Consider the following 20,662-nt stretch of genomic DNA (forward strand, 5'->3'; position numbering starts at 1 on the left):
GGGACGGGCCGGCTCAGAGCCGGATCACCTCCGCGACGGGCATCGCGTTGACGCTCTCGTAGCGGACCTTGGCGCCCGGGTAGGGGGCGTGCACGATCACCCCGCCGCCGGCGTACATGCCGACGTGGTGCCTGTCCCGGTAGAAGATCACCAGGTCTCCCGGTCGCGCGTCGGAGATGCTGACCCGCTGGCCGGCGTACGCCTGGGCCTGCGAGGTGCGCGGCAGGGTCACTCCGGCCTGCCGCCAGCTCCAGTACATCAGACCGGAACAGTCGAACGCGCGGGGCCCGGCGGATCCGTACACATAGGGCGAACCGATCATCCGCACGGCGGCGGCCAGCGCGGCCGCGCCGCGTTCGGAGGCGGGCGGGGCCGTGCCCAGGTCGAGGCGGTCGGTGCCGCGGGTGGCCCGCTGCTCGGCCTCGCGGGCGTCCTGGGCCACCATCCGGGCCCGCTCGCCCGCCCCCAGGCTGTTGAGCAGCCGCTGCGCCTTGGCCAGCCGCTGCTGGATCTGCTGTTTGCTCTCGGCCAGGGCCCGGCGGGTCTCCTCCAGCTCGGAGAGCTTCATCGAGGCCTCCGACCGGCGCTGGTCGAGCCGGCGCTGACGGGCCACCACCTCGTGCAGCGTCTCGTTCTGCCGCTCGGCGGCCTGGTCCAGGCTGCGGGCCTTGGAGAGGTAGCCCTCCGGGTCGGTGGAGAGCATCAGCTGGACGGTCTGCGCCATCCCGCCGCCCCGGTACTCGGCGCCGGCCACGGTGGCGAGGTCGCCGCGGAGCTCGTTGAGCTCGCCCTGGGCGACGGCGACCTGCTGCTGGAGCGTGCCGGTCTCGTGCTGGAGGCGCTGCTGGACGTCCAGTGCGGCGTTGTACTTCTCCGAGGCCTGCTCGGCCTCGTCGTACAGCTGTTCCACCTGCGCCTTGACGTCCTTGCGGTTCGACGGCCCGTCCGGCGTGCCCGGGGCGGCCTGGGCGGCACCCCCCGTGGCCACCCCCAGCGCGGTGGTGGCCGCGGCGGTCAGCACCAGCGCACGGGCGAACGCGCCCGGCAGGGGGGAACGGCGGTGCACGGCCATACGACGGTAACTCCGATCCTGCGACCCGGCCCCGCCGCCGCACCGGTGCGGGCGGCCGTCGAGCGGGAGTCCGGTGGCAGACGTTAGCGAGTCCGGGCGAGCGAGTCCAAACCCCTCCCAACCCGAATATTTGACCCGCAATCGGACATCAGCACGGTCCGGCACGAAAGCCGCAGGCCCGGCCTCCCGCGAGGGGAGACCGGGCCTGTGGGAGCAGACGTCGGATCAGACGCGCACGATGGCCGAGATCGGCAGCATGCTGGCGGTCTCGTACCGGACGTTCGCGCCGGGCTTCGGCGCGTGGATGACCTGGCCGCCGCCGACGTAGAGCGCGACGTGGCTGCGGTCCGCACGGTAGATGATCAGGTCGCCGGGCTGGGCGTTGGCGATGTTGGTGCCCACGTTGGTACCGGCGGTGGCCTGGGACTGCGAGGTGCGCGGCAGCGACACGTCCGCCTGGGCGTAGGCCCAGCTGGTCAGGCCGGAGCAGTCGAAGGAGCTCGGACCGGCCGCGCCGTAGACGTACGGGGCACCCAGCTTGCTCTCCGCGGCGGCGATCGCGGCGGCGGCGCGCGAGCCGTTGGCGGCGGGCGCGGACGGCGCGGCGGCCGCGGCGGCGGGCTTGGCGGCCGGCGACGACGGGGCGGGCAGCTGGTCGCGGGTGTTGTCGCGGGAGGCGCGGTCGGCGTCCGCCTTGGCCTTGGCCTCGGCCTTGGCGGCGTCCGCCTTGGCCTTCGCCTCGGCGGCGGCCTTCTCCTCGGCCGCGCGCATCGCCTGGCGCTCCTGCTCGGACAGCGAGTTGTACAGGTCCTGGGCCTTGGCCAGCTTGCCCTGGACCTCCTCCTTGGAGGCCTTCAGCTGCTGGGTGGTGGCTTCGAGCTCGCCGAGCTTGCCCTGGGCCTCGTTGCGGTCCTGGTCGAGCCTGCGCTGCTGCTCCTGGAGGTCCTTCAGCGCACCGGACTGCGTGCTGCCGGCCTGGTTGATGGCGCCGGCCTGGCTGAGGAAGCTGTCCGGGCTGGACGAGAGCATCAGCTGCACGGTCGGCGATATGCCGCCGTTGCGGTACTGCTCGCCGGCGATCTCGGCGAGACCGCCCTGGGCCTCGGTCACCGCGGCCTGCTGACGGGCCACCTTGTCCTGCAGCTCACCGACCTGCTTCTGCAGCTCCTGCTGCTTGGCCTGGGCGCCGTTGAGCTTCTCGGTGGCCTGCTCGGCCTGCTCGTTGAGCTGGTCGATCTGCTCCTTGACCTGATCCTTGGTCGGCGTCGGGTCGGCGTGGGCGCCGGACTGCGCGGAGAGCGCGACCGCCGCGGCGGCGACACCGGTCAGAATCGAGACCCGGGCGCGGCCGGCGGGCTTGGGACGACGATGGGACGCCACGAAGGCGGACTCCTTCTTCCTACGTCCGCCTACCGGGTGAGCTGACGGGTTCGGGCCGGAAGCGTGCCCTACGACGCCTCACCGACCGCACGACGGTCGACCTGGCGCCGATTCACCCCGGAGGAACATGGTTCCCCGGCTCCGTTCCACAGCGCCCCCGACTACTGGACTCCCCGACGGGCAGATGCTCTGCCCCGCTGCTTCACGAACTCGGCGGTAAACCTCCGCCGCCACCCCTGCTGGGTGATCGACTGTGCGGTGGTTCGAGGCATGACCCTAGTAACAGAACCGTGATCCGTTCAAATCCTTGTCAGAAAAATGCCGGAAGAATATCCAAGTTCATTTGTGAATATGACCGGGTGTGATCACACGCCCACATGGAGCTGATCATTTGTCATGATGCGGCCGCAGACACCGACGCCACCCCCGGTTCCGGGGGTGGCGCGGATCACAGGGCCGGATCCCGGCCCGTGGGCATGTCGGTCCGTCAGACCCGGCGGATCGCGTTGATCGGCATCGCGTCGGCCTTCATCACCTTCACCACGTCACCGGTGTGCGGCGCGTGGACCACCATCCCGTTGCCGATGTACATCCCGACGTGGCTGCGGTCCGGGCGGTAGATGATGAGATCGCCCGGCTGGGCGTCGGCCAGCGAGGCCACCTTCGAGCCGTAGTTGGCCTGCGCCTGCGAGGTGCGCGGCAGCGAGACGCCGGCCTTCGCGTACGACCAGACCATCAGACCGGAGCAGTCGAAGGAGTTCGGGCCGACCGCGCTCCAGACGTACGGCGAACCCTGCTTGCTCATCGCGTTGGCGACGGCCTGCCCGGCGAAGCCGCTGCCCTGCGGGAGGCTGCTCAGGTCGGTGCGCTCGCTGCCGCGCGAGGCCCGGTCGGCCTGCTGCTGGGCGGCCTTCAGCGCGGCCCGGTCGGCGGCGCTGAGCGAGTTCAGCAGGTCCTGGGCTTCCTTGAGCTTCTTGTTGACCTCGGCCTTGGACTGGTTCAGGTCCTTGGTCGTGCTGTCCAGCGAGGCGAGGACGGCGGCCGCCTCGGCCTTCTGCTGGTCCAGCCGGCGCTGCTGGTCCTGCAGGCCCTTGAGCGCCTCGGTCTGGCTGGAGCTGGCCTGCTGGACGCTGGCGGCCTTGTCCAGGTAGCCGGACGGGTCGGAGGCGAGCATCAGCTGGACGGACGGGTCGATGCCGCCGGTCCGGTACTGCTCGGCCGCCACCTCGGCCAGCCCGCCCTGAAGCTGGGTCATCTGGTCCTGGCCGCGAGCCACCTGGTCCTGGAGCTGGTCCGCCTGCTTGCGCAGCTGGTCCGCCCGCTCCTTGGCACCGTTGAACTTCTCGGTGGCCTGCTCGGCCTCCTCCTGCAGCTGGTCGACCTGCGCCTTCACGTCCTCCTTCTTGGGGGACGGGCTGGGCGCGGCGTGGGCGCTGACCTGGGCCGAGAGGGCGACCGCGGTCGCAGCGGCAGCGGTCAGCACGGTGACCCGTGCACGGCTCGACTGCTTGGGACGGCGGTGGGTGGCCAAGTGACCGGCTCCTTCTTCCAACGGACTCACCCGAACGAGTGAGAATCCGGAAAATAGGTTTGACGCCAGACCCTAGTGAAGATCCACGCTTTGCGCCACTCCCCCGATGGCGTGAACTCCCGCCCCCCGCCATGACTTCACGGGATCCACACATCCCCGCAAACCGGGCGCTGACCAGGGTCATCTCCTGCCGGCCGGCCCCGGCCGAGGTCAGGGCCGGGCCAGTCGGTTCAGCAGCAGCACCGAGGCTACAGGGCGCGCGCCCGCCTTCCGCACGCCCTCCGCGACCTCCCGGTCGGTGGAGACCACCACCACCGGCCGGCCCTGCGGCTCGGCCCGCACCAGGCGGCGGATCAGTTCGTCGGCGGTCTCCCCGGTCCGGCTGAACCGCACCCGGACCCCGCGCGGCGGCGCCAGGATCACCGGCACGTCGAGGTCCTGGCCGTCGAACACGCAGGTCACCTCCGCCTGCGTGCGCTGGGCCAGCATCGCCAGCCCGCCCAGCAGCCGGATCCGCTGCTGCTCCAGCGGGAGCGCCGGGTAGCCGGTCTTGGTCACGTTGTAGCCGTCCACCACCAGGTGGACCTGCGGGATCGCCAGCAGCTGGTCCAGCAGCGCCGGGTCGTCCTCGGCCAGCCCGCGCCGCGCCACGTCGTGCGGCGAGGCCGAACCCGGCACCACCGCCTCGACCAGGTCGGCCGGGCGGATCTGGGAGACCGGCAGGGCCAGCTCCCGCTGGAGCCCCTGCGCCGACTGCAGCACGGTGTCCAGCAGCAGCCGCAGCCGCATGTCCTCGACGCTGCGCCCCTCGCGGGCCGAACGGCGGCCCTGCTCGGCGGCGTTCTCCAGCTCGGAGATCCGGTGCCGCAGCCGCCGCGCCTCGCTCTCGGCGGCGCCGCGCTCGACGCCCGTCTGCGCCTTCAGGGCCTCCAGCTCCCCGGTGACCCGGCGCGTCTCGGCCTGGGCCCGCCGGGTGTCGCTCTCCAGCGAACGCACCTTCTTGCGCAGCGACTCCACCTCCTTGCGGACGTCCTCCGACTCGGCCCGCTGCCGGTCCAGGTCCGCCCGGGCGGCGGCGCGCACCTCGGCCAGCTCCGCCTGCAGCTTCTCGGCCAGCCGGGCCGCCTCGGCCGCCGCGCCCTCGGCGCCGGCCCGCTCGGCCTCCTCGCCGGCCTCGACGACCAGGCGGCTCCAGCCCGCCGACCGGACCAGGTAGGCGGCGGCCGCCACGTCCATCGGATCGGCGGCGCCCGGCACGCTGCCCGACTCCAGCGCCCGGACCAGGTCCGGCTGCCCGAGCCGCAGCCGCTCCGCTATCCGCACCCGGAACGCCGGCTCGGACTCCAGTGCCGCGGCGAGCGCGGTGGCGGCGTACTTGGCCCGGCGCGCCGGGGTGAACTTGGCGTACGGGCGCAGCGTCTGCGGCAGCTCCGCGACCGGCAGCCCCCCGAGCGCGTCGGCGGCGAGGCCCACCACACGCCGGCGCACCCCCTCGGGCAGCGGCCGGTCGAGCTTCTCGGCCGCGCGGGCTGCCGCCGGCTCCTCACCGCCGGAGCCGCCGGCCTCCTCGCCGTCGACCTCCTCGGCGGGGGCGCCGGTGCCGGGCGCGGCGGCCTCGACCGCGTCCGGCGCCTGCGCGTCCACAGCGGGCTGCCGCCCCTGCGGCCCGGCGGGCTCCTGCGCTGCGTCCACCACGTCCTCGGCTCCGATCCTCGCCAGCGGGGTACGGCCGTCGGCCGTACCCCTGGTCGTCACGCTCCGTGCGCTCTGTCTGTATTGTCCCGCGCGGCGGACGGCCGTGCCGCGCACCGTCCACCGCGCGGGGCGGGCATCAAGCCTGCTCGGCGGCCTCGGCGCCCGGACGGGCCACCAGTTCGACCTGGTCCACCGCGTTGCACCAGCGGCAGCGCACCGACTCGATGGTCTCGCTGTGCACCTCGGTCTCCTCCACCTTGGACTCGCCGGCCAGGTCGAAGTGCAGGAACTCGGTCACCCGGGCGGTACGGGTGACGTCGAAGCGGGTCAGGTTGCCGCACAGGGTGCAGCGCCAACGCGTCTCTGCGGTCAGGGCGGGGACGGTCATCGGGGGTCCTCTCGGGTGGTCCCTGGGTGGGCTCAGGCGCTCCCCCCGGAGCCCCGGCATCGGCGGCGGGAGGCGGGATTGCCCGCCCCAAGCCTATTGCCTGGGGCAACCACCCCGGCCACCGGTCACGGCGATCGCGGGGGTGGTCCACCTGCCGTACAGCGCGGTGTCGCCCGGGCCGGACGGAGGGATGCTTGGTCGCATGGCGATCCCGGTCCTCGACCACACCGGCGCGCGGGACGGCCCCCCGGCCGCGCCCGTCCCGGCCGTCAGCTACGCGCTGATCGCGCTGAACGTGCTGGTCTTCCTGCTCGGCCCGGCGGCCGGGCTCAACCCGCTGTACGGCCGCGGGCAGGACCGGGTCTGCGCGGAGCAGCGGTACGAGCAGCGCTGGGGCGCCGTCCCGGCCGAACTGCTGGCCGGACGGCCGCTGAGCGCCGAACAGGTGGCCGAGGCCCCCGACCCGGTGCCGGGCTGCCCGGCCGCCCCGACCCCCGGCAAGCACCCGGCGATGTCCGTCCTCAGCGGGCTCTTCGTCCACGCCGGCTGGCTGCACCTGCTGGGCAACCTGCTCTTCCTCCAGGTCTTCGGCCCCACCGTGGAGGCCCGCTTCGGCCGGGCCCGGTTCGCGCTCTTCTACCTGGCGGCAGGCTCGCTGGCCACCTACGGCTTCGCGCTGGCCGAGGCGCACTCGGCGGACTACACCCGGGTCCTGATCGGCGCCTCGGGGGCGATCGCCGGCGTGCTCGGCGCCTACCTGAGGCTGCACCCGCGGGCCCGGGTGACCACGCTCGTCCCGCTGCTGCTCTTCCTGCCCCTGCGGCTCCCGGCCTGGCTGGTGCTCGGCCTCTGGTTCGCGCTCCAGTGGTGGTCGGTGCACTCGGCGGGGCCGGGCGTCGCCTACCTGGTCCACGTGATCGGCTTCTCGGCGGGGTTCCTGTACGCCTGCACGCTGGCCACCCGCCCCCCGCGACGGCCCCGCTGACGCCCGATACCCTGGCGGCACCTCACAAAGGAGCCCGAACAGTGATCACCGCCATCGTCCTGATCAAGACCAGCGTCGACCGCATCCCGGAGATCGCCGAGGCGATCGCGGCCATCGAGGGCGTCAGCGAGGTCTACTCGGTCACCGGCGGCTACGACCTGGTGGCGATGGTGCGGGTGCGCCGGCACGACGACCTGGCCGAGGTGATCCCCGGCCGGCTGAACAAGGTCCCGGGCGTGGCCCACACCGAGACCCAGATCGCCTTCCGGACCTACTCCCAGCACGACCTGGAGACCGCCTTCGCGCTCGGCCTGGGCGAGTAGCCTCCCCCGTTCAGCCCTCGCGCCGGGTGTCCGCGACGCAGCGGCCGCCCTCGTTGCGGTAGTTCCAGGCCGCGCCGTCCGTGACCAGCTCGCGGACGGCGGTCAGGAACCGGTCGATGTGCTCGTCCGGGGTACCCGCGCCGAAGCTGACCCGGATCGCGTTCAGGCTGCGCTCCCCCGGCAGCGACGCCTCCGGCGCACCGCACTCGGACGGCGCCACGTCCTCGTCGCCGAGCAGGGTGCGCACCAGCGGGTGCGCGCAGAACAGGCCGTCGCGCACCCCGATGCCGTACTCGGCGGAGAGCGCGGCCGAGAAGTGCGAGCTGTTCCAGCCCTGGACGACGAAGGAGAGCACGCCCACCCGGGCCGAGTCCGCGCCGAACAGGTTCAGCACCCGCACCTGCGGGACCTCCGCCAGCCCGGCCTTCAGCCGGGCGATCAGCTGCCGCTCGCGGGCCTCCAGCGCGTCGAAGCCCGCCTCGGTCAGGGCCCGGCAGGCCGAGGCGATGGAGTAGACGCCGATCACGTTCGGCGAGCCGGCCTCGTGCCGGGCCGGGCCGGTGTGCCACTGCACGGCCACCGAGCCGTCGGCCTCCCGGGCGACCGTGCGGGTGGCGCCGCCGCCGGCCAGGTACGGCTCGGCCGCGTCCAGCCAGTCGGCCCGGCCGGCCAGCACCCCGGCGCCGAACGGCGCGTAGATCTTGTGGCCCGAGAAGGCGATCCAGTCCACGCCCAGCTCGCGCACCGAGACCCGGTGGTGCGGGGCGAGCTGCGCGGCGTCCAGCACCACCCGGGCGCCGTGCCGGTGGGCGGTCTCGGTGAGCTCGGCGACCGGCCAGAGCTCGCCGGTGACGTTCGAGGCGCCGGTGACGCAGAGCAGCTTGGGGCCCTCGGGGGCCTCGGCCAGCGCGGCGTCCAGCGCGGCGACGGCCTCGGCGTGCGAGCGCGGGGCGCGCAGGTAGGTGACGCTCAGCCCGGCGTGGCGCCAGGGCAGCAGCGAGGCGTGGTGCTCGGTCTCGAAGGCGAAGACCCGGGTGCCGGCCGGGACGGCGCCCGCCAGCAGGTTCAGCGAGTCGGTGGTGGCCCGGGTGAAGACCACCTGGTCGCCCTCGCGCAGGTCGAGGAAGTCCGCGACGGTGCGGCGGCTCTGCTCGAAGAGGTCGGTGGAGAGCTGGGAGAGGTAGCCGGCGCCCCGGTGCACGCTGCCGTAGTAGGGGGCGTAGGCGGCGACGTCGTCCCAGACCCGCTGCAGCGCCGGGGAGCTGGCGGCGTAGTCGAGCGCGGCGTAGGTGACCTTGTCACCGTTGACCAGCGGGACCTCGACGTCGTGGCCGAGGACGGGGAGCGGGGCGCAGATCTCGGTGGCGACGGACATGGGGGTGCACTCCTTCGACGGGTAAGGACCCCGGAGGTGCGTGTCAGCCGGCGTCCGCGCTTGTCACGCGGACGGTTCGCCGCGAGACCCGGTCCTCACCCAGGGCACCCCGCCACGGACGGAGGGTTGCCGGACAGCCAGCTGGGGCTTGACGCTGTCACTCATGACCTGGCGAAGACTCTAGGTCGCGTCCGTCGAGTGGTCAAACAGGGGTCCGCCATCCGGACAGCGGTCCACCACCGGGGCACGGCGACGCCACCGCCGGACGCGAAAGGGCCCACGGGGAGGCATCCCCCCGCGGGCCCGACCGCCGCTTCACACCCGGGTGGTGGCCTCGGACCAGCGCCGCAGCAGATCCTGCGCGGCGCCCGAGTCGATGGCCGCCGCGGCCCGCTCCATTCCGGCCGCCAGCTGCTCGGCGAGCGGCGCGTCGGTGAGGTCCAGCGCCACCAGCGCCGTCGCCGTGTTCATCAGGACGGCGTCCCGCACCGCTCCGCGCTCCCCGGCCAGCAGCCGGCGTGCGACGTCCGCGTTGAACGCCGGGTCCCCGCCGCGCAGCGCCTCGATGCCCACCAGCTGGACGCCGACGTCGCGTGGGTCGAAGGAGGTCTCGGTGACCTCGCCGTCGCGCACGATCCAGACCCGGGAGGTGGTGGTGACGGTCAGCTCGTCCAGGCCGTCGTCGCCGCGGAAGACCAGCGCGGTGGACCCCCGGCGGGCCAGCACCCCGGCGATCAGCGAGGCCAGCCGGGTGTCGAAGCAGCCGATCGCGTGGGCGGTGACCTTGGCCGGGTTGGTCAGCGGGCCGAGGGTGTTGAAGGCGGTCGGCACCCCGAGGCCGCTGCGGGCCGGGGCGGTGTGCCGCATCGCGGGGTGGAACCTGGCCGCGAAGCAGAAGGTCAGTCCGACCTCCTCGGCCACCTCGGCGACCCGCCGGGCCGAGAGGTCCAGATTGACGCCGAGCTTCTCCAGCACGTCCGAGGAGCCGCTCGCCGAGGAGGCCGCCCGGTTGCCGTGCTTGACCACCTTGGCACCGGCCGCCGCGGCGACGATCGCCGACATGGTCGAGATGTTGACGGTCTTCGCCCGGTCGCCGCCGGTGCCCACGATGTCGACCGCCGGGCCGGGGATGGAGAGCGGTTCGGCGTGCGCGTACATCGAGTCCACCAGGCCGACAATCTCGTCCACCGTCTCGCCCTTGGCCCGCAGGGCGACCATGAAGCCGGCCATCTGCACCGCGGAGGCCTCGCCGCTCATGATCCGGTCCATCGCCCAGGCGGTGTCCGCCCGGTCGAGGTCCTCGCCCCGCAGCAGCGCCGACAGGATGTCCGGCCAGGTGCGGACCACCTGCACGGGGTCCTTGCCGCCGTTCGCAGGGTTCACGTTCACCATGGCTGACTCCAGCTCTTGTCGGTTCCCCGAGGGGTTCTCCGTAAGGATGGAGCCAGCCTATCGAGCGGCGGGACGCCTCCGCCCCGCCGTCGCCTTCACTTCTCTCCCACTGAGACGCGGTCCTACCGGGCGGCCGGGGCCCGCTTCGCCAGCCGGGCCCGGAGCAGCGTGGCGGCCGCCTCGGCCAGCGCCACCGGGTCCACCGGGTGGGAGATGGCCGCGTCGGCCCGGCTCCAGGCGGCCAGCCAGGAGTCCTGCGGCCGGCCGATCACCACCAGCACCGGCGGGCAGCCGTAGATCTCGTCCTTCAACTGCCGGGCGAGCCCGAGGCCGCCGGCCGGGACCGCCTCGCCGTCCAGCACGCAGAGGTCCACGCCCCCCTTCTCCAGTGCCTTCAGCACCGCGGGGGTCGTCGCGCACTCCAGGTAGGTCAGCTCCGGCAGATCCTCCGCGGGCCGGCGGCCGAGGGCCGTCAGCACCTGCTCGCGGGTGTTGCGGTCGTGGCTGTAGACGAGAACGGTCAGCGTCTCGTCGGTGGTGTACGCCATGGGCCCTGCTCCCTCAAGTGTGATCCGGACCACGTTCGTCTCAACCCGGATGCTACTCCCGATCACCGCCCGCCGAGCCACTCCCGCACGATCCGTCTCAAGCCGCCGCGCCCACGACTCACCCGCCCGGAGGACAGGCCGTCACCCCCGCAGTCGCGGTCCACCCGTACGGCCGACCCGAGGGCCTTTCCCTTACTCCCGGCGGACCCCGAAGGAGTGGAGCGACACGCTGGGCATCAGGGTCGAAGATGCCTTCGAAGAACCGTCAGAAAAGGGACACGCCCCTGCTCAGCCGCCATCCGGGCGTCCCGGCGGGCCCCACCGGGGCATACCGCACGCACCGGACACTCCGAGGGACACCCCCCGGCGTGAAGACGGAATAAGGGACCGACATAATGTCCGTCGTGGCGACAGCAACAGCAGTAGAAACCGGGCACGCGCACGGATCGGTCAACCGGCCGAACATGGTCAGCGTCGGAACGATCGTCTGGCTCAGTTCCGAGTTGATGTTCTTCGCGGCCCTCTTCGCGATGTACTTCACGCTCCGCTCCGTCAAGGGAGCCGAGTTCTGGAGCGAGAAGGCGCACGCCCTCAACGTGCCCTTCTCCTCGGTCAACACCACGATCCTGGTGCTCTCCTCTCTCACCTGCCAGCTCGGCGTGTTCGCTGCCGAGCGCGGGGACGTGAAGAAGCTCCGCTCGTGGTTCGTCATCACCTTCGTGATGGGCGCGATCTTCATCGGCGGCCAGATCTTCGAGTACACCGAGCTGGTCAAGAAGGACGGCCTCTCGCTGTCCTCCGACCCGTACGGCACGGTGTTCTACCTGACCACCGGCTTCCACGGTATGCACGTGACGGGTGGTCTGATCGCCTTCCTGCTGGTCCTCGGACGGACGTACGCAGCCAAGCGCTTCACGCACGAGCAGGCCACCGCCGCCATCGTGGTGTCGTACTACTGGCACTTCGTCGACGTCGTGTGGATCGGCCTGTTCGCGACCATCTACCTGATCAAGTAACCAGCTGATCAGGTCGCTGGCCACCGGCTCCGGGTCCCGCCCTCACCGGCGACGGCCCGATTTGCCGGTGCCTACGCTCCCAACCGACCGACCGCGCGCGCAGCCCTAGACAGGCAGCCTCGTGCCGGCCAGACCGGCCGCCGGGTGCACCCACCAGTCGACCAGATCCTGACACCGGGGTTATTCCGTGAAAAAGCTCTCCGCACGACGGCGCCACCCATTGGCGGCGCTGGTCGTCCTACTTCTCGCCCTGGCGGCAACCGGGGGGCTGTACGCCGCGTTCGCGCCCGCCGACAAGGCGCAGGCCGACGTCGCCGCGCAGTCGCTCGCGATCGATGAGGGCAAGAAGCTCTTCGCCGTGGGCTGCTCCTCCTGCCACGGCCTGAACGGCCAGGGCAGCAGCGACGGTCCGAGCCTGGTCGGCGTCGGCTCAGCCGCGGTCGACTTCCAGGTCGGCACCGGCCGCATGCCGGCCCAGCAGCCCGGCGCCCAGGTGCCGAGCAAGAAGAACATCTACTCGCAGGCGGAGATCGACCAGCTCGCCGCCTTCGTGGCTTCGCTCGGCCCCGGCCCGGTCATCCCGACCGAGGAGCAGTACACCTCGACCAACCCCGAGGACCTCTCCAAGGGTGGCGAGCTGTTCCGCACCAACTGCGCCCAGTGCCACAACTTCGCCGGCCAGGGCGGTGCCCTGACCCAGGGCAAGTACGCCCCGTCGCTGGAGGGAGTGGACGCCAAGCACATCTACGAGGCCATGCAGACCGGCCCGCAGAACATGCCGTCGTTCCCGGACACCACCATGCCCGAGGAGCAGAAGAAGCAGATCGTGGCCTTCGTCCGCCACACCACCAACGATGAGCCGAACCCCGGCGGTCTCACGCTCGGCAGCCTCGGTCCGGTGACCGAGGGCCTGTTCGGCTGGATCTTCGGTCTCGGCACGCTCATCGCGGTCGCGATCTGGGTCGCCGCCCACACCACCAAGGCCAAGAAGTCATGAGCCACGACATGTCAGAAGAGAAGCTCCCGGAGTCACACGGCTCCGCCGGACACCACGAGGTGGCCGCCCACGGCGATCCGTTCGCCGACCCGGGCCTGCCGGCCCACCAACCGCGTCGCACCGACATCGACGAGCGGGCCGCCCAGCGGGCCGAGCGCCAGGTCTCGCTGATGTTCGTGGTCTCGATGCTCGCCACCGTGGGCTTCATCGCCTCCTACGTGGCCATCGACCCGGACAAGATCGTCTACATCTTCCCGCTGGGCCACGTCAGCGCGCTGAACTTCGCGCTGGGCATGACCCTGGGCGTCGCGCTGTTCTGCATCGGCGCGGGTGCGGTCCACTGGGCCCGCACCCTGATGTCGGACCACGAGATCCCGGCCGAGCGTCACCCGATCGAGGCCGACGACGAGGTCCGCGCGGACGTCATCGAGCAGTTCAGGACCGGCGCCGCCGAGTCCGGCTTCGGCCGCCGCAAGATGATCCGCAACACCCTCATCGGTTCGATGGCCCTGGTGCCGCTGTCCGGCGTCGTGCTGCTGCGCGACCTGGGCCCGCTGCCCGAGGACAAGCTGGAGCACACCGGCTGGCGCGAGGCCACCGATGTGAAGCCGCTGCAGCTGATCAACATGAACACCAACCAGCCGATGAAGGCCGAGGACGTCATCGTCGGCTCGCTGACCTTCGCCATGCCGGAGGGTCTCAGCACGCACGACGAGGACTTCCAGCAGCAGATCGCCAAGGACGCCCTGATGCTGGTGCGCATCGCACCGGAGGACATCAAGGACACCGAGTCCCGGGAGAAGGGCTTCGAGGGCATCCTCGCCTACTCCAAGATCTGCACCCACGTCGGCTGCCCGATCAGCCTGTACGAGCAGCAGACCCACCACGCGCTCTGCCCCTGCCACCAGTCGACCTTCGACCTGGCGGACGGCGCGCGCGTCATCTTCGGCCCGGCCGGCCACCCGCTGCCGCAGCTGAAGATCACCACTGACGAGAAGGGCTTCCTGGTCGCCACCGGCGACTTCGACGAGCCCGTCGGCCCGAGCTACTGGGAGCGTGCTCGATGAGTAGCGCGAGCAGCACCACCTCCGGTGCCGCCAAGCCCGCCGGCAGCACGCGTGCCAAGCCCGCCAACAAGTGGGAGCAGGCTGCTGACTGGACGGACGGCCGGCTGGGGATCTACTCCCTCGCCAAGGCCAACCTGCGGAAGATCTTCCCGGACCACTGGTCCTTCATGCTGGGCGAGATCTGCCTCTACACCTTCGTCATCATCATCCTGACGGGCGTGTACCTGACGCTTTTCTTCAAGCCCAGCATGGGCGAGGTCATCTACGACGGCTCGTACATCCCGCTCAAGGGCATCCCGATGTCCGAGGCGTACGCGTCGACGGTGGACATCAGCTTCGAGGTCCGCGGCGGCCTGCTGGTCCGCCAGATCCACCACTGGGCCGCGCTGGTCTTCGTGGCCGCAATGCTCGTGCACATGATGCGCGTGTTCTTCACCGGCGCGTTCCGCAAGCCGCGTGAGATCAACTGGGTCTTCGGCTTCCTGCTGCTGGTCCTGGGCATGTTCGACGGCTTCTTCGGCTACTCGCTGCCCGACGACCTGCTCTCGGGCACCGGTATCCGCTTCATGGAAGGCGCGATCCTCGCCGTCCCGCTGGTGGGCACCTACATCCAGATGTTCCTGTTCGGCGGCGAGTTCCCCGGCCACGACATCGTGCCGCGGTTCTTCACCATCCACGTGCTGCTGATCCCCGGCATCATGCTCGGCCTGCTGGTCGCGCACCTGATCCTGGTCTTCTACCACAAGCACACCCAGTGGGCGGGCCCGGGCAAGACCGAGAAGAACGTCGTCGGCATGCCGCTGATGCCGGTCTACATGGCCAAGGCCGGTGGCTTCTTCTTCCTGGTCTTCGGTCTCATCGCCGCCGTCTCGGCGATCGCCACGATCAACCCGATCTGGGCGTACGGCCCGTACCGCCCCGACCAGGTGTCCACGGACGCCCAGCCGGACTGGTACATGGGCTTCTCCGAGGGCCTGATCCGCGTCATGCCGGGCTGGGAGATCGGCCTGTGGGGCCACACCCTGAACCTGGGTGTCTTCGTCCCGCTGATGATCTTCCCGCTGGTCCTGGTCGCGATCGCGGTCTACCCGTTCATCGAGTCCTGGGTCACCGGCGACAAGCGCGAGCACCACATCCTGGACCGCCCGCGCAACGCGCCGGTCCGCACCGCGCTGGGCGCCGCCTGGATCAGCCTGTACCTGGTGCTGCTGGTCGGTGGTGGCAACGACCTGTTCGCCACCCACCTGCACCTGTCGATCAACGACATCACGTACTTCGTCCGCGTGGGCTTCTTCGTGGTGCCGGTACTGACCTTCATCGCCACCAAGCGCTGGTGCCTCGGCCTCCAGCGCCGGGACAAGGAGAAGGTGCTGCACGGCCGCGAGACGGGCGTCATCAAGCGCCTGCCGCACGGCGAGTTCATCGAGGTGCACGCCCAGCTGCCGCAGGCCGACCTGCACAAGCTCACCTCGCACGAGCAGCCGCCCGTGTTCGAGCTGCCGGCCGAGACGGACGAGAACGGCGTGGCCGCCAAGGCCGGGCTGATCCCCCGTACCCGGGCGAAGCTCTCCCGCGGCTTCTACGGCGAGGGCAGCCGGATCCCGAAGCCGACCGCCGAGGAGCACCACGAGATCACCAGCGGCCACGGCCACCACTGATCCCGTACGCATCCCCCGCGTCACCCCCGAGGGCCGCCGACCAGAGTTCTTCCTGGTCGGCGGCCCTCGGGCTTTCCCGTCCGCCCCACCGTCAGGAGCCCCCGTGGAGCTGTCCGTCGACCCCGCCGCCGCCACGCCCCCGTACGAGCAGATCCGGGAGCAGATCGCCGAGCGCGCCCGCACCGGTGACCTGCCGACCGGGCTGCGGCTGCCCACCGTCCGGGCCCTGGCCGAGCAGCTCGGGCTGGCGGCCGGGACGGTGGCGCGGGCCTACCGCGAGCTGGAGACCGACGGGGTGGTGGAGACGCACGGCCGGCGCGGCACCCTGATCGCCGCCACCGGGGACACCGCGCACCGGCTGGCCGCCGCCGCGGCCACCGAGTACGCCGAACGGGTCCGGCGGCTCGGCGTGCCGGAGGCGGACGCCCTGGCGGCCGTGGCGACGGCGCTGCGGCTGGCCCACCGGGAGCCCGGCCGGGAGGGCTGAGCGGCCCGGGCCGGGGCCGGGAGGGGCGTCAGAGCTCCGGGCGGATCATCCCGGTGGCGGGGGCCCGGGAGGCCGGCGGCGTGGTGCTGACGGGCTGTCCGAGGGCGCTGTGCTTGACCCAGTCGGTCCAGGCGATGTTCCAGTCCCCGAAGCCGTTGCCGAACGACTCCATGCTCGGACCCTGGCTGTTGACCACCGTGACCAGGTCGCCGATCCGGGTGTTCTGGTAGAACCACTTCGCGTTCTCGGTGCTCATGCCGGTACAGCCGTGGCTGACGTTCGCCACCCCCTGCGAGCCCACCGACCAGGGCGCGGCGTGCACGTACTCGCCGCTCCAGGTCACCCGGGTGGCCCACTCGACGTTGAGGTCGTAGGCCTCCGAGCTGCCGGCGGCTATGCCGATCGTCTCGCCGCTCATCCGCACCTGGCGCTCCTGTCCGAGCACCACCTTGACGCCGTTGCGGGTGTCGAAGCCGGGCTTGCCGGTGGTCACGGGTATCGTCCGGACCACCTCGCCGCCGCGCGTCAGGGTGAGCTCGTGGGTGGCGGCGTCCACCACCGACTCCACCCGTTCGCCGATCCGCAGGGCCAGCGCGGCGCGGTCGCCGCCGTAGAGGCCGTCCGCGATCCGGCTGCCGGTGCCGTCGTAGACCAGGCTGACGGTGGTGCCGGTCGGCCAGTACTCCTCCGGGCGGAAGTGCAGGTTCTTGTCGTCCACCCAGTACCAGCCGCCGGTGACGGCGGGCTGCGAGGTGACGGTCAGGGCGCGCTCGACCTCCTGGCGGGCCTGCGGGTCCTTCACCGCCTCCGAGAGCTGGACGGTGAGCGGCTGGCCGACGCCGTAGAGGCCGGTGCCGGAGGAGTCCGGGCCGAGCTTGGCGGTGAGCAGGCGCTGGCCCGCCACCGTGCTGAAGCCGGCGGTGGTCTCGCCGCGACCGCCCTTGCCGTCGTCGGCGGCGATCCTGACGGTGTAGGCGGTGGCCGCCTTGAGGCGCCCGGTGGTCTGCCAGCTGAGCTGGTCCGCCGAGAGCTGTCCGGCCACCACCCGGCCGTCCGGACCGACCACCGTGACGTCGGTGAGCCGGCTGCCGGGTACCGCCGTCACCGTCACCGGCTGGGACGGATCCACCGTCCCGGTCGCCGAGAGGTGCACCAGCGGGGCCGCGTCGACCCGGTGGACGGCGCCCGGGGCGTCGTCCTCACCGGACGAGCAGGCGGCCAGTGGGGCCAGTACGACGAGAGCCAGCGAGATGCTGCCGATACCTGCGGTTCCGCGCCTGTCGGCCATGACCGCCTCCGAGGGTTCGCACGATTGATCAGATCGTAGGAACGTGAAGCGGCGGAGCGACATCCGAGCGACCCCCCGTTCGCCCAGGGGGGTGAGGCCGTCACTCCGGGGACGCAAAAGGGCCGGGCATCCTTTGCGGAATGCCCGGCCCTGTGCGAGGGAGGCCTACTGGTTCTGGTTCTCGCCCCGGTAGAACTCGAAGACCCAGCCGAACAGGCCGATCAGGATGATCGGGATCGACCAGTACAGCAGCCACCAACCGAAGATCACGCCCATGAACGCGAGCGCGCCACCGATCGCCAGCGAGAGCGGCTGCCAGCTGTGCGGGGCGAAGAAGCCCAGCTCGCCGGCGTCGTCCGCGACCTCGGCCTCGGGGTTGTCACCAGCGCCGCTGTCCACCCGGCGGGCGGTGAAGGCGAGGTAGTACCCGATGAAGGCGCAGAGGGCGAAGGCGAGGAACAGCGCGGTGGTACCGGCGGCCTCTACCCCGAGGTCGGAGTGGTTGGTCCAGACGCCGTAGGTGATCGCCATCGCGAGCGTGAAGACCGCGAGGCCCAGGAAGATCTTGCCCTGTTCCTTCATCAGGCGTCGCCTTCCTTCTTGCCCTTGCCCAGCTGCGGGACGTCGTACTTGGCCGGGGTCACACCGGCGAGGTGCTTGGCCGGCTCACCGTGGTTCTCCAGGTAGTCCAGCGCGGCGATCTCCGGGTAGTGGAGGTCGAAGGCCGGCGATTCGGAGCGGATCCGGGGCAGCGTGAGGAAGTTGTGCCGCGGCGGCGGGCAGGAGGTCGCCCACTCCAGCGAGCGGCCGTAGCCCCACGGGTCGTCCACCTCGACCTTCTCGCCGTACTTGGCCGTCTTCCAGACGTTGTACAGGAACGGCAGGATCGACAGGCCGAGCAGGAACGAGCCGATGGTCGAGACGGTGTTCAGCGTGGTGAAGCCGTCCGCGGCCAGGTAGTCGGCGTAGCGGCGGGGCATGCCCTCCGCGCCGAGCCAGTGCTGCACCAGGAAGGTGGTGTGGAAGCCGATGAAGAGCGTCCAGAAGGTCATCTTGCCGAGGCGCTCGTCCAGCATCTTGCCGGTCATCTTCGGCCACCAGAAGTGGAAGCCGGCGAACATCGCGAAGACGACGGTGCCGAAGACCACGTAGTGGAAGTGGGCGACGACGAAGTACGAGTCCGAGACGTGGAAGTCGATCGGCGGGGAGGCGAGCAGGACACCCGTCAGACCACCGAAGAGGAAGGTGACCAGGAAGCCGACCGTCCAGAGCATCGGGGTCTCGAAGCTCAGCGAGCCCTTCCACATGGTGCCGACCCAGTTGAAGAACTTCACACCGGTCGGGACCGCGATCAGGAAGGTCATGAAGGAGAAGAACGGCAGCAGCACCTGGCCGGTGACGTACATGTGGTGGGCCCACACCGTCACGGACAAACCGGCGATCGCGATGGTGGCCGCGATCAGGCCGGAGTAGCCGAACATCGGCTTGCGGCTGAAGACCGGGATGATCTCCGACACGATGCCGAAGAACGGCAGCGCGATGATGTACACCTCGGGGTGGCCGAAGAACCAGAAGAGGTGCTGCCAGAGCAGCGCCCCGCCGTTGGCCGGGTCGAAGACGTGTGCCCCGAATTTGCGGTCCGCCTCCAGGGCGAACAGCGCGGCGGCCAGGACCGGGAAGGCCAGCAGGACCAGCACGGCGGTCAGCAGGACGTTCCAGACGAAGATCGACATCCGGAACATCGTCATGCCGGGCGCGCGCATGCAGATGATCGTGGTGATGAAGTTGACCGCACCGAGGATGGTGCCGAAGCCGGAGAAGGCCAGGCCCATGATCCACATGTCGGCGCCGATGCCCGGCGAGCGGACGGCGTCCGACAGCGGGGAGTAGGCGAACCAGCCGAAGTCGGCCGCACCCTGCGGGGTGACGAAGCCGGCCACCGCGATGGTCGAGCCGAACAGGTACAGCCAGTACGCGAACATGTTCAGACGCGGGAACGCCACGTCCGGGGCGCCGATCTGGAGCGGCATGATCCAGTTCGCGAAGCCGGCGAAGAGCGGCGTCGCGAACATCAGCAGCATGATCGTGCCGTGCATCGTGAACGCCTGGTTGAACTGCTCGTTCGACAGGATCTGGGTCCCGGGACGAGCCAGCTCGGCGCGCATGACCAGGGCGAGGATGCCACCGATCAGGAAGAAGGCGAACGACGTGCCCAGGTAGAGCGTGCCGATCGTCTTGTGGTCAGTGGTGGTCAGCCACTTGATGATGGTCGAACCCGGCTTCCGGGTCCGCTGCGCCCCGACCGTGACGGCCCCGGCGCCCCCGCCGGCCGCGGCGGGCTCGTTGAGGATGGTCACTTCTCTTCACTTCCCATGGTCGTGATGCCGGAGGGCACCGCGCCGGTCTGGCCCTTGGCCCGGAGGTCCGCCAGGTGCTTGTCGTACTCCGCGCGGTCGACGACCTTCACGTTGAAGAGCATGCGCGAGTGGTCGACGCCGCAGAGCTCGGCGCACTTGCCCATGTACGTGCCCTTGACGGTCGGGGTGACCTCGAACTTGTTCACCACACCCGGGACGACGTCCATCTTCATCATGAAGTTGACGGGCCAGAAGTCGTGGATGACGTCACGAGAGGTCAGCCGGAACTGGACCGACTCGTTGACCGGCAGGTACAGGGTCGGCACCTCCTTGGGGGTGCCCACGTCGTACGCGGCGTCCTTGTTGGCCGGGTCGGGGTTCTCGGTGTTCTCGTAGTTGAACGCCCAGCTCCACTGGAAGCCGACCACGTTGACCGTGTGCTGCGGCTTCTCGGAGACGGAGATCAGCCTCGACTCGTCGCGGGCGACGAAGTAGAAGAGAACCGACACGATGATGATGGGGACCGCGGTGTAGAGCGCCTCGATGGGCACGTTGTACCGGGTCTGCGGAGGGACCTGCACACCGGTGCGGCTGCGCCGGTGGAAGATCACGCTCCAGATGATCAGACCCCACATCAGTACGCCGACCACCAGCGCCGCGATCCAGGACCCCTGCCACATGTGGAGGACCAGCGGCCCTTCCTCGGTGACGGGGCTCGGGAGGCCAAGCCTGGGGAGGTCGTTGGCCGAGCAGCCGGTGGCGGTCGCGATGACGAGGCCCAGTGCCAGCGCCTGAGGCAGCTTCCGCCGCATCGTGCGCCGCGGCGAGCGGTCGGAGCCGTTGGGACTCACGTAGCGCCTTCCCGAAGTCTCGCCCGCCTTCGCGTCGCCCCGCGGAGGTTTGTGAGCCTCCCCGGCGACCCGTCCACGGGCACGGTTTGAATGCTTATGCGGGCCAAACCCTACTCCAGCCTTATGCGCTGCTGACGGGCAGGTCCCGGTAACGCGCCGCCCGGTCGCCCGATCAGGCCCCGCAAGGGCTGCGCCGCAGGTCATCGTAGGCATTAGAGGTCCGTACGCCCGATCGGGGGATGACCTCGAACA

19 protein-coding genes and 2 riboswitches are annotated in these 20,662 nt (G+C 71.0%); of the genes, 7 read left to right on the forward strand and 12 right to left on the reverse strand.

Going from position 1 to position 20,662, the window contains the following annotated elements:
• Window positions 1-13 precede the first annotated feature (13 nt).
• The 5 genes from ACZ34W_RS00955 to ACZ34W_RS00975 form a co-directional block, all read right to left on the reverse strand.
• The gene (locus ACZ34W_RS00955) at window positions 14-1,072 is read right to left on the reverse strand and encodes a C40 family peptidase (protein ID WP_329487299.1); all 1,059 of its coding nucleotides are present in this window, start codon (window positions 1,070-1,072) and stop codon (window positions 14-16) included.
• A 225-nt stretch (window positions 1,073-1,297) separates the two neighbouring features.
• Window positions 1,298-2,452 carry a C40 family peptidase gene (locus ACZ34W_RS00960; RefSeq protein ID WP_329487300.1) on the reverse strand — a complete coding sequence of 385 codons (1,155 nt, stop codon included), beginning with the start codon at window positions 2,450-2,452 and terminating at the stop codon, window positions 1,298-1,300.
• 10 nt (window positions 2,453-2,462) lie between these two features.
• A riboswitch (cyclic di-AMP (ydaO/yuaA leader) is annotated at window positions 2,463-2,616 on the reverse strand.
• Between the two features lie 323 nt (window positions 2,617-2,939).
• Window positions 2,940-3,983, reverse strand: a complete 1,044-nt coding sequence (locus tag ACZ34W_RS00965) for a C40 family peptidase (RefSeq protein ID WP_329487301.1) — start codon at window positions 3,981-3,983, stop codon at window positions 2,940-2,942.
• Between the two features lie 210 nt (window positions 3,984-4,193).
• Window positions 4,194-5,738, reverse strand: coding sequence for an NYN domain-containing protein (locus ACZ34W_RS00970; protein WP_352287055.1), 1,545 nt, complete (start codon window positions 5,736-5,738; stop codon window positions 4,194-4,196).
• A gap of 76 nt (window positions 5,739-5,814) precedes the next feature.
• A complete protein-coding gene (locus ACZ34W_RS00975; RefSeq protein ID WP_329487305.1) occupies window positions 5,815-6,066 on the reverse strand; it encodes a hypothetical protein in 252 nt (83 codons plus the stop codon).
• 202 nt (window positions 6,067-6,268) lie between these two features.
• Here ACZ34W_RS00975 and ACZ34W_RS00980 point away from each other — a divergent pair, with 202 nt between their 5' ends.
• Window positions 6,269-7,051 (forward strand): rhomboid family intramembrane serine protease, encoded by a 783-nt coding sequence (locus ACZ34W_RS00980; protein WP_465600478.1) that lies wholly within the window; start codon window positions 6,269-6,271, stop codon window positions 7,049-7,051.
• A 41-nt stretch (window positions 7,052-7,092) separates the two neighbouring features.
• On the forward strand, window positions 7,093-7,374 hold the full coding sequence (locus ACZ34W_RS00985) for an Lrp/AsnC ligand binding domain-containing protein (RefSeq protein WP_329487307.1): 282 nt from the start codon (window positions 7,093-7,095) through the stop codon (window positions 7,372-7,374).
• Between the two features lie 10 nt (window positions 7,375-7,384).
• Here the strand turns inward: ACZ34W_RS00985 and ACZ34W_RS00990 are convergent, their stop codons facing one another.
• From ACZ34W_RS00990 to ACZ34W_RS01000, 3 genes are all read right to left on the reverse strand, one after another.
• Window positions 7,385-8,749 carry an aminotransferase class V-fold PLP-dependent enzyme gene (locus ACZ34W_RS00990; RefSeq protein ID WP_329487308.1) on the reverse strand — a complete coding sequence of 455 codons (1,365 nt, stop codon included), beginning with the start codon at window positions 8,747-8,749 and terminating at the stop codon, window positions 7,385-7,387.
• A 51-nt stretch (window positions 8,750-8,800) separates the two neighbouring features.
• A riboswitch (SAM riboswitch) is annotated at window positions 8,801-8,918 on the reverse strand.
• 146 nt (window positions 8,919-9,064) lie between these two features.
• Complete coding sequence (trpD, locus tag ACZ34W_RS00995; RefSeq protein ID WP_329487309.1) at window positions 9,065-10,141, reverse strand: anthranilate phosphoribosyltransferase; 1,077 nt, start codon at window positions 10,139-10,141, stop codon at window positions 9,065-9,067.
• A gap of 122 nt (window positions 10,142-10,263) precedes the next feature.
• A complete protein-coding gene (locus ACZ34W_RS01000) occupies window positions 10,264-10,689 on the reverse strand; it encodes a hypothetical protein (protein WP_329487310.1) in 426 nt (141 codons plus the stop codon).
• A 395-nt stretch (window positions 10,690-11,084) separates the two neighbouring features.
• Between ACZ34W_RS01000 and ctaE the strand changes: the two genes are divergently transcribed.
• The 5 genes from ctaE (at window position 11,085) to ACZ34W_RS01025 (ending at window position 15,914) form a co-directional block, all read left to right on the forward strand.
• Window positions 11,085-11,705 (forward strand): aa3-type cytochrome oxidase subunit III, encoded by a 621-nt coding sequence (ctaE, locus tag ACZ34W_RS01005; RefSeq protein WP_073923280.1) that lies wholly within the window; start codon window positions 11,085-11,087, stop codon window positions 11,703-11,705.
• A 187-nt stretch (window positions 11,706-11,892) separates the two neighbouring features.
• On the forward strand, window positions 11,893-12,702 hold the full coding sequence (qcrC, locus tag ACZ34W_RS01010; protein WP_329487311.1) for a cytochrome bc1 complex diheme cytochrome c subunit: 810 nt from the start codon (window positions 11,893-11,895) through the stop codon (window positions 12,700-12,702).
• Window positions 12,699-13,769: a cytochrome bc1 complex Rieske iron-sulfur subunit gene (gene qcrA, locus ACZ34W_RS01015; RefSeq protein ID WP_380389855.1), complete on the forward strand. Its 1,071-nt coding sequence runs from the start codon at window positions 12,699-12,701 to the stop codon at window positions 13,767-13,769. The genes qcrC and qcrA overlap by 4 nt, the downstream gene beginning before the upstream one ends.
• Complete coding sequence (qcrB, locus tag ACZ34W_RS01020) at window positions 13,766-15,427, forward strand: cytochrome bc1 complex cytochrome b subunit (protein ID WP_329487313.1); 1,662 nt, start codon at window positions 13,766-13,768, stop codon at window positions 15,425-15,427. The genes qcrA and qcrB overlap by 4 nt, the downstream gene beginning before the upstream one ends.
• A 103-nt stretch (window positions 15,428-15,530) precedes the next feature.
• Complete coding sequence (locus ACZ34W_RS01025) at window positions 15,531-15,914, forward strand: GntR family transcriptional regulator (protein ID WP_329487314.1); 384 nt, start codon at window positions 15,531-15,533, stop codon at window positions 15,912-15,914.
• A gap of 28 nt (window positions 15,915-15,942) precedes the next feature.
• On the opposite strand, the gene ACZ34W_RS01030 is transcribed toward ACZ34W_RS01025, so the two are convergent.
• From ACZ34W_RS01030 to ctaC, 4 genes are all read right to left on the reverse strand, one after another.
• A complete protein-coding gene (locus ACZ34W_RS01030; protein ID WP_329487315.1) occupies window positions 15,943-17,202 on the reverse strand; it encodes a L,D-transpeptidase in 1,260 nt (419 codons plus the stop codon).
• Window positions 17,203-17,367: 165 nt separating this feature from the next.
• Complete coding sequence (locus tag ACZ34W_RS01035) at window positions 17,368-17,784, reverse strand: cytochrome c oxidase subunit 4 (protein WP_329487316.1); 417 nt, start codon at window positions 17,782-17,784, stop codon at window positions 17,368-17,370.
• The gene (ctaD, locus tag ACZ34W_RS01040) at window positions 17,784-19,559 is read right to left on the reverse strand and encodes an aa3-type cytochrome oxidase subunit I (RefSeq protein ID WP_380389849.1); all 1,776 of its coding nucleotides are present in this window, start codon (window positions 19,557-19,559) and stop codon (window positions 17,784-17,786) included. Before ctaD ends, ACZ34W_RS01035 begins: the two co-directional genes overlap by 1 nt.
• On the reverse strand, window positions 19,556-20,410 hold the full coding sequence (gene ctaC, locus ACZ34W_RS01045) for an aa3-type cytochrome oxidase subunit II (RefSeq protein ID WP_329487317.1): 855 nt from the start codon (window positions 20,408-20,410) through the stop codon (window positions 19,556-19,558). Before ctaC ends, ctaD begins: the two co-directional genes overlap by 4 nt.
• Window positions 20,411-20,662 lie beyond the last annotated feature (252 nt).

Source organism: Kitasatospora sp. NPDC022856, assembly GCF_055561235.1.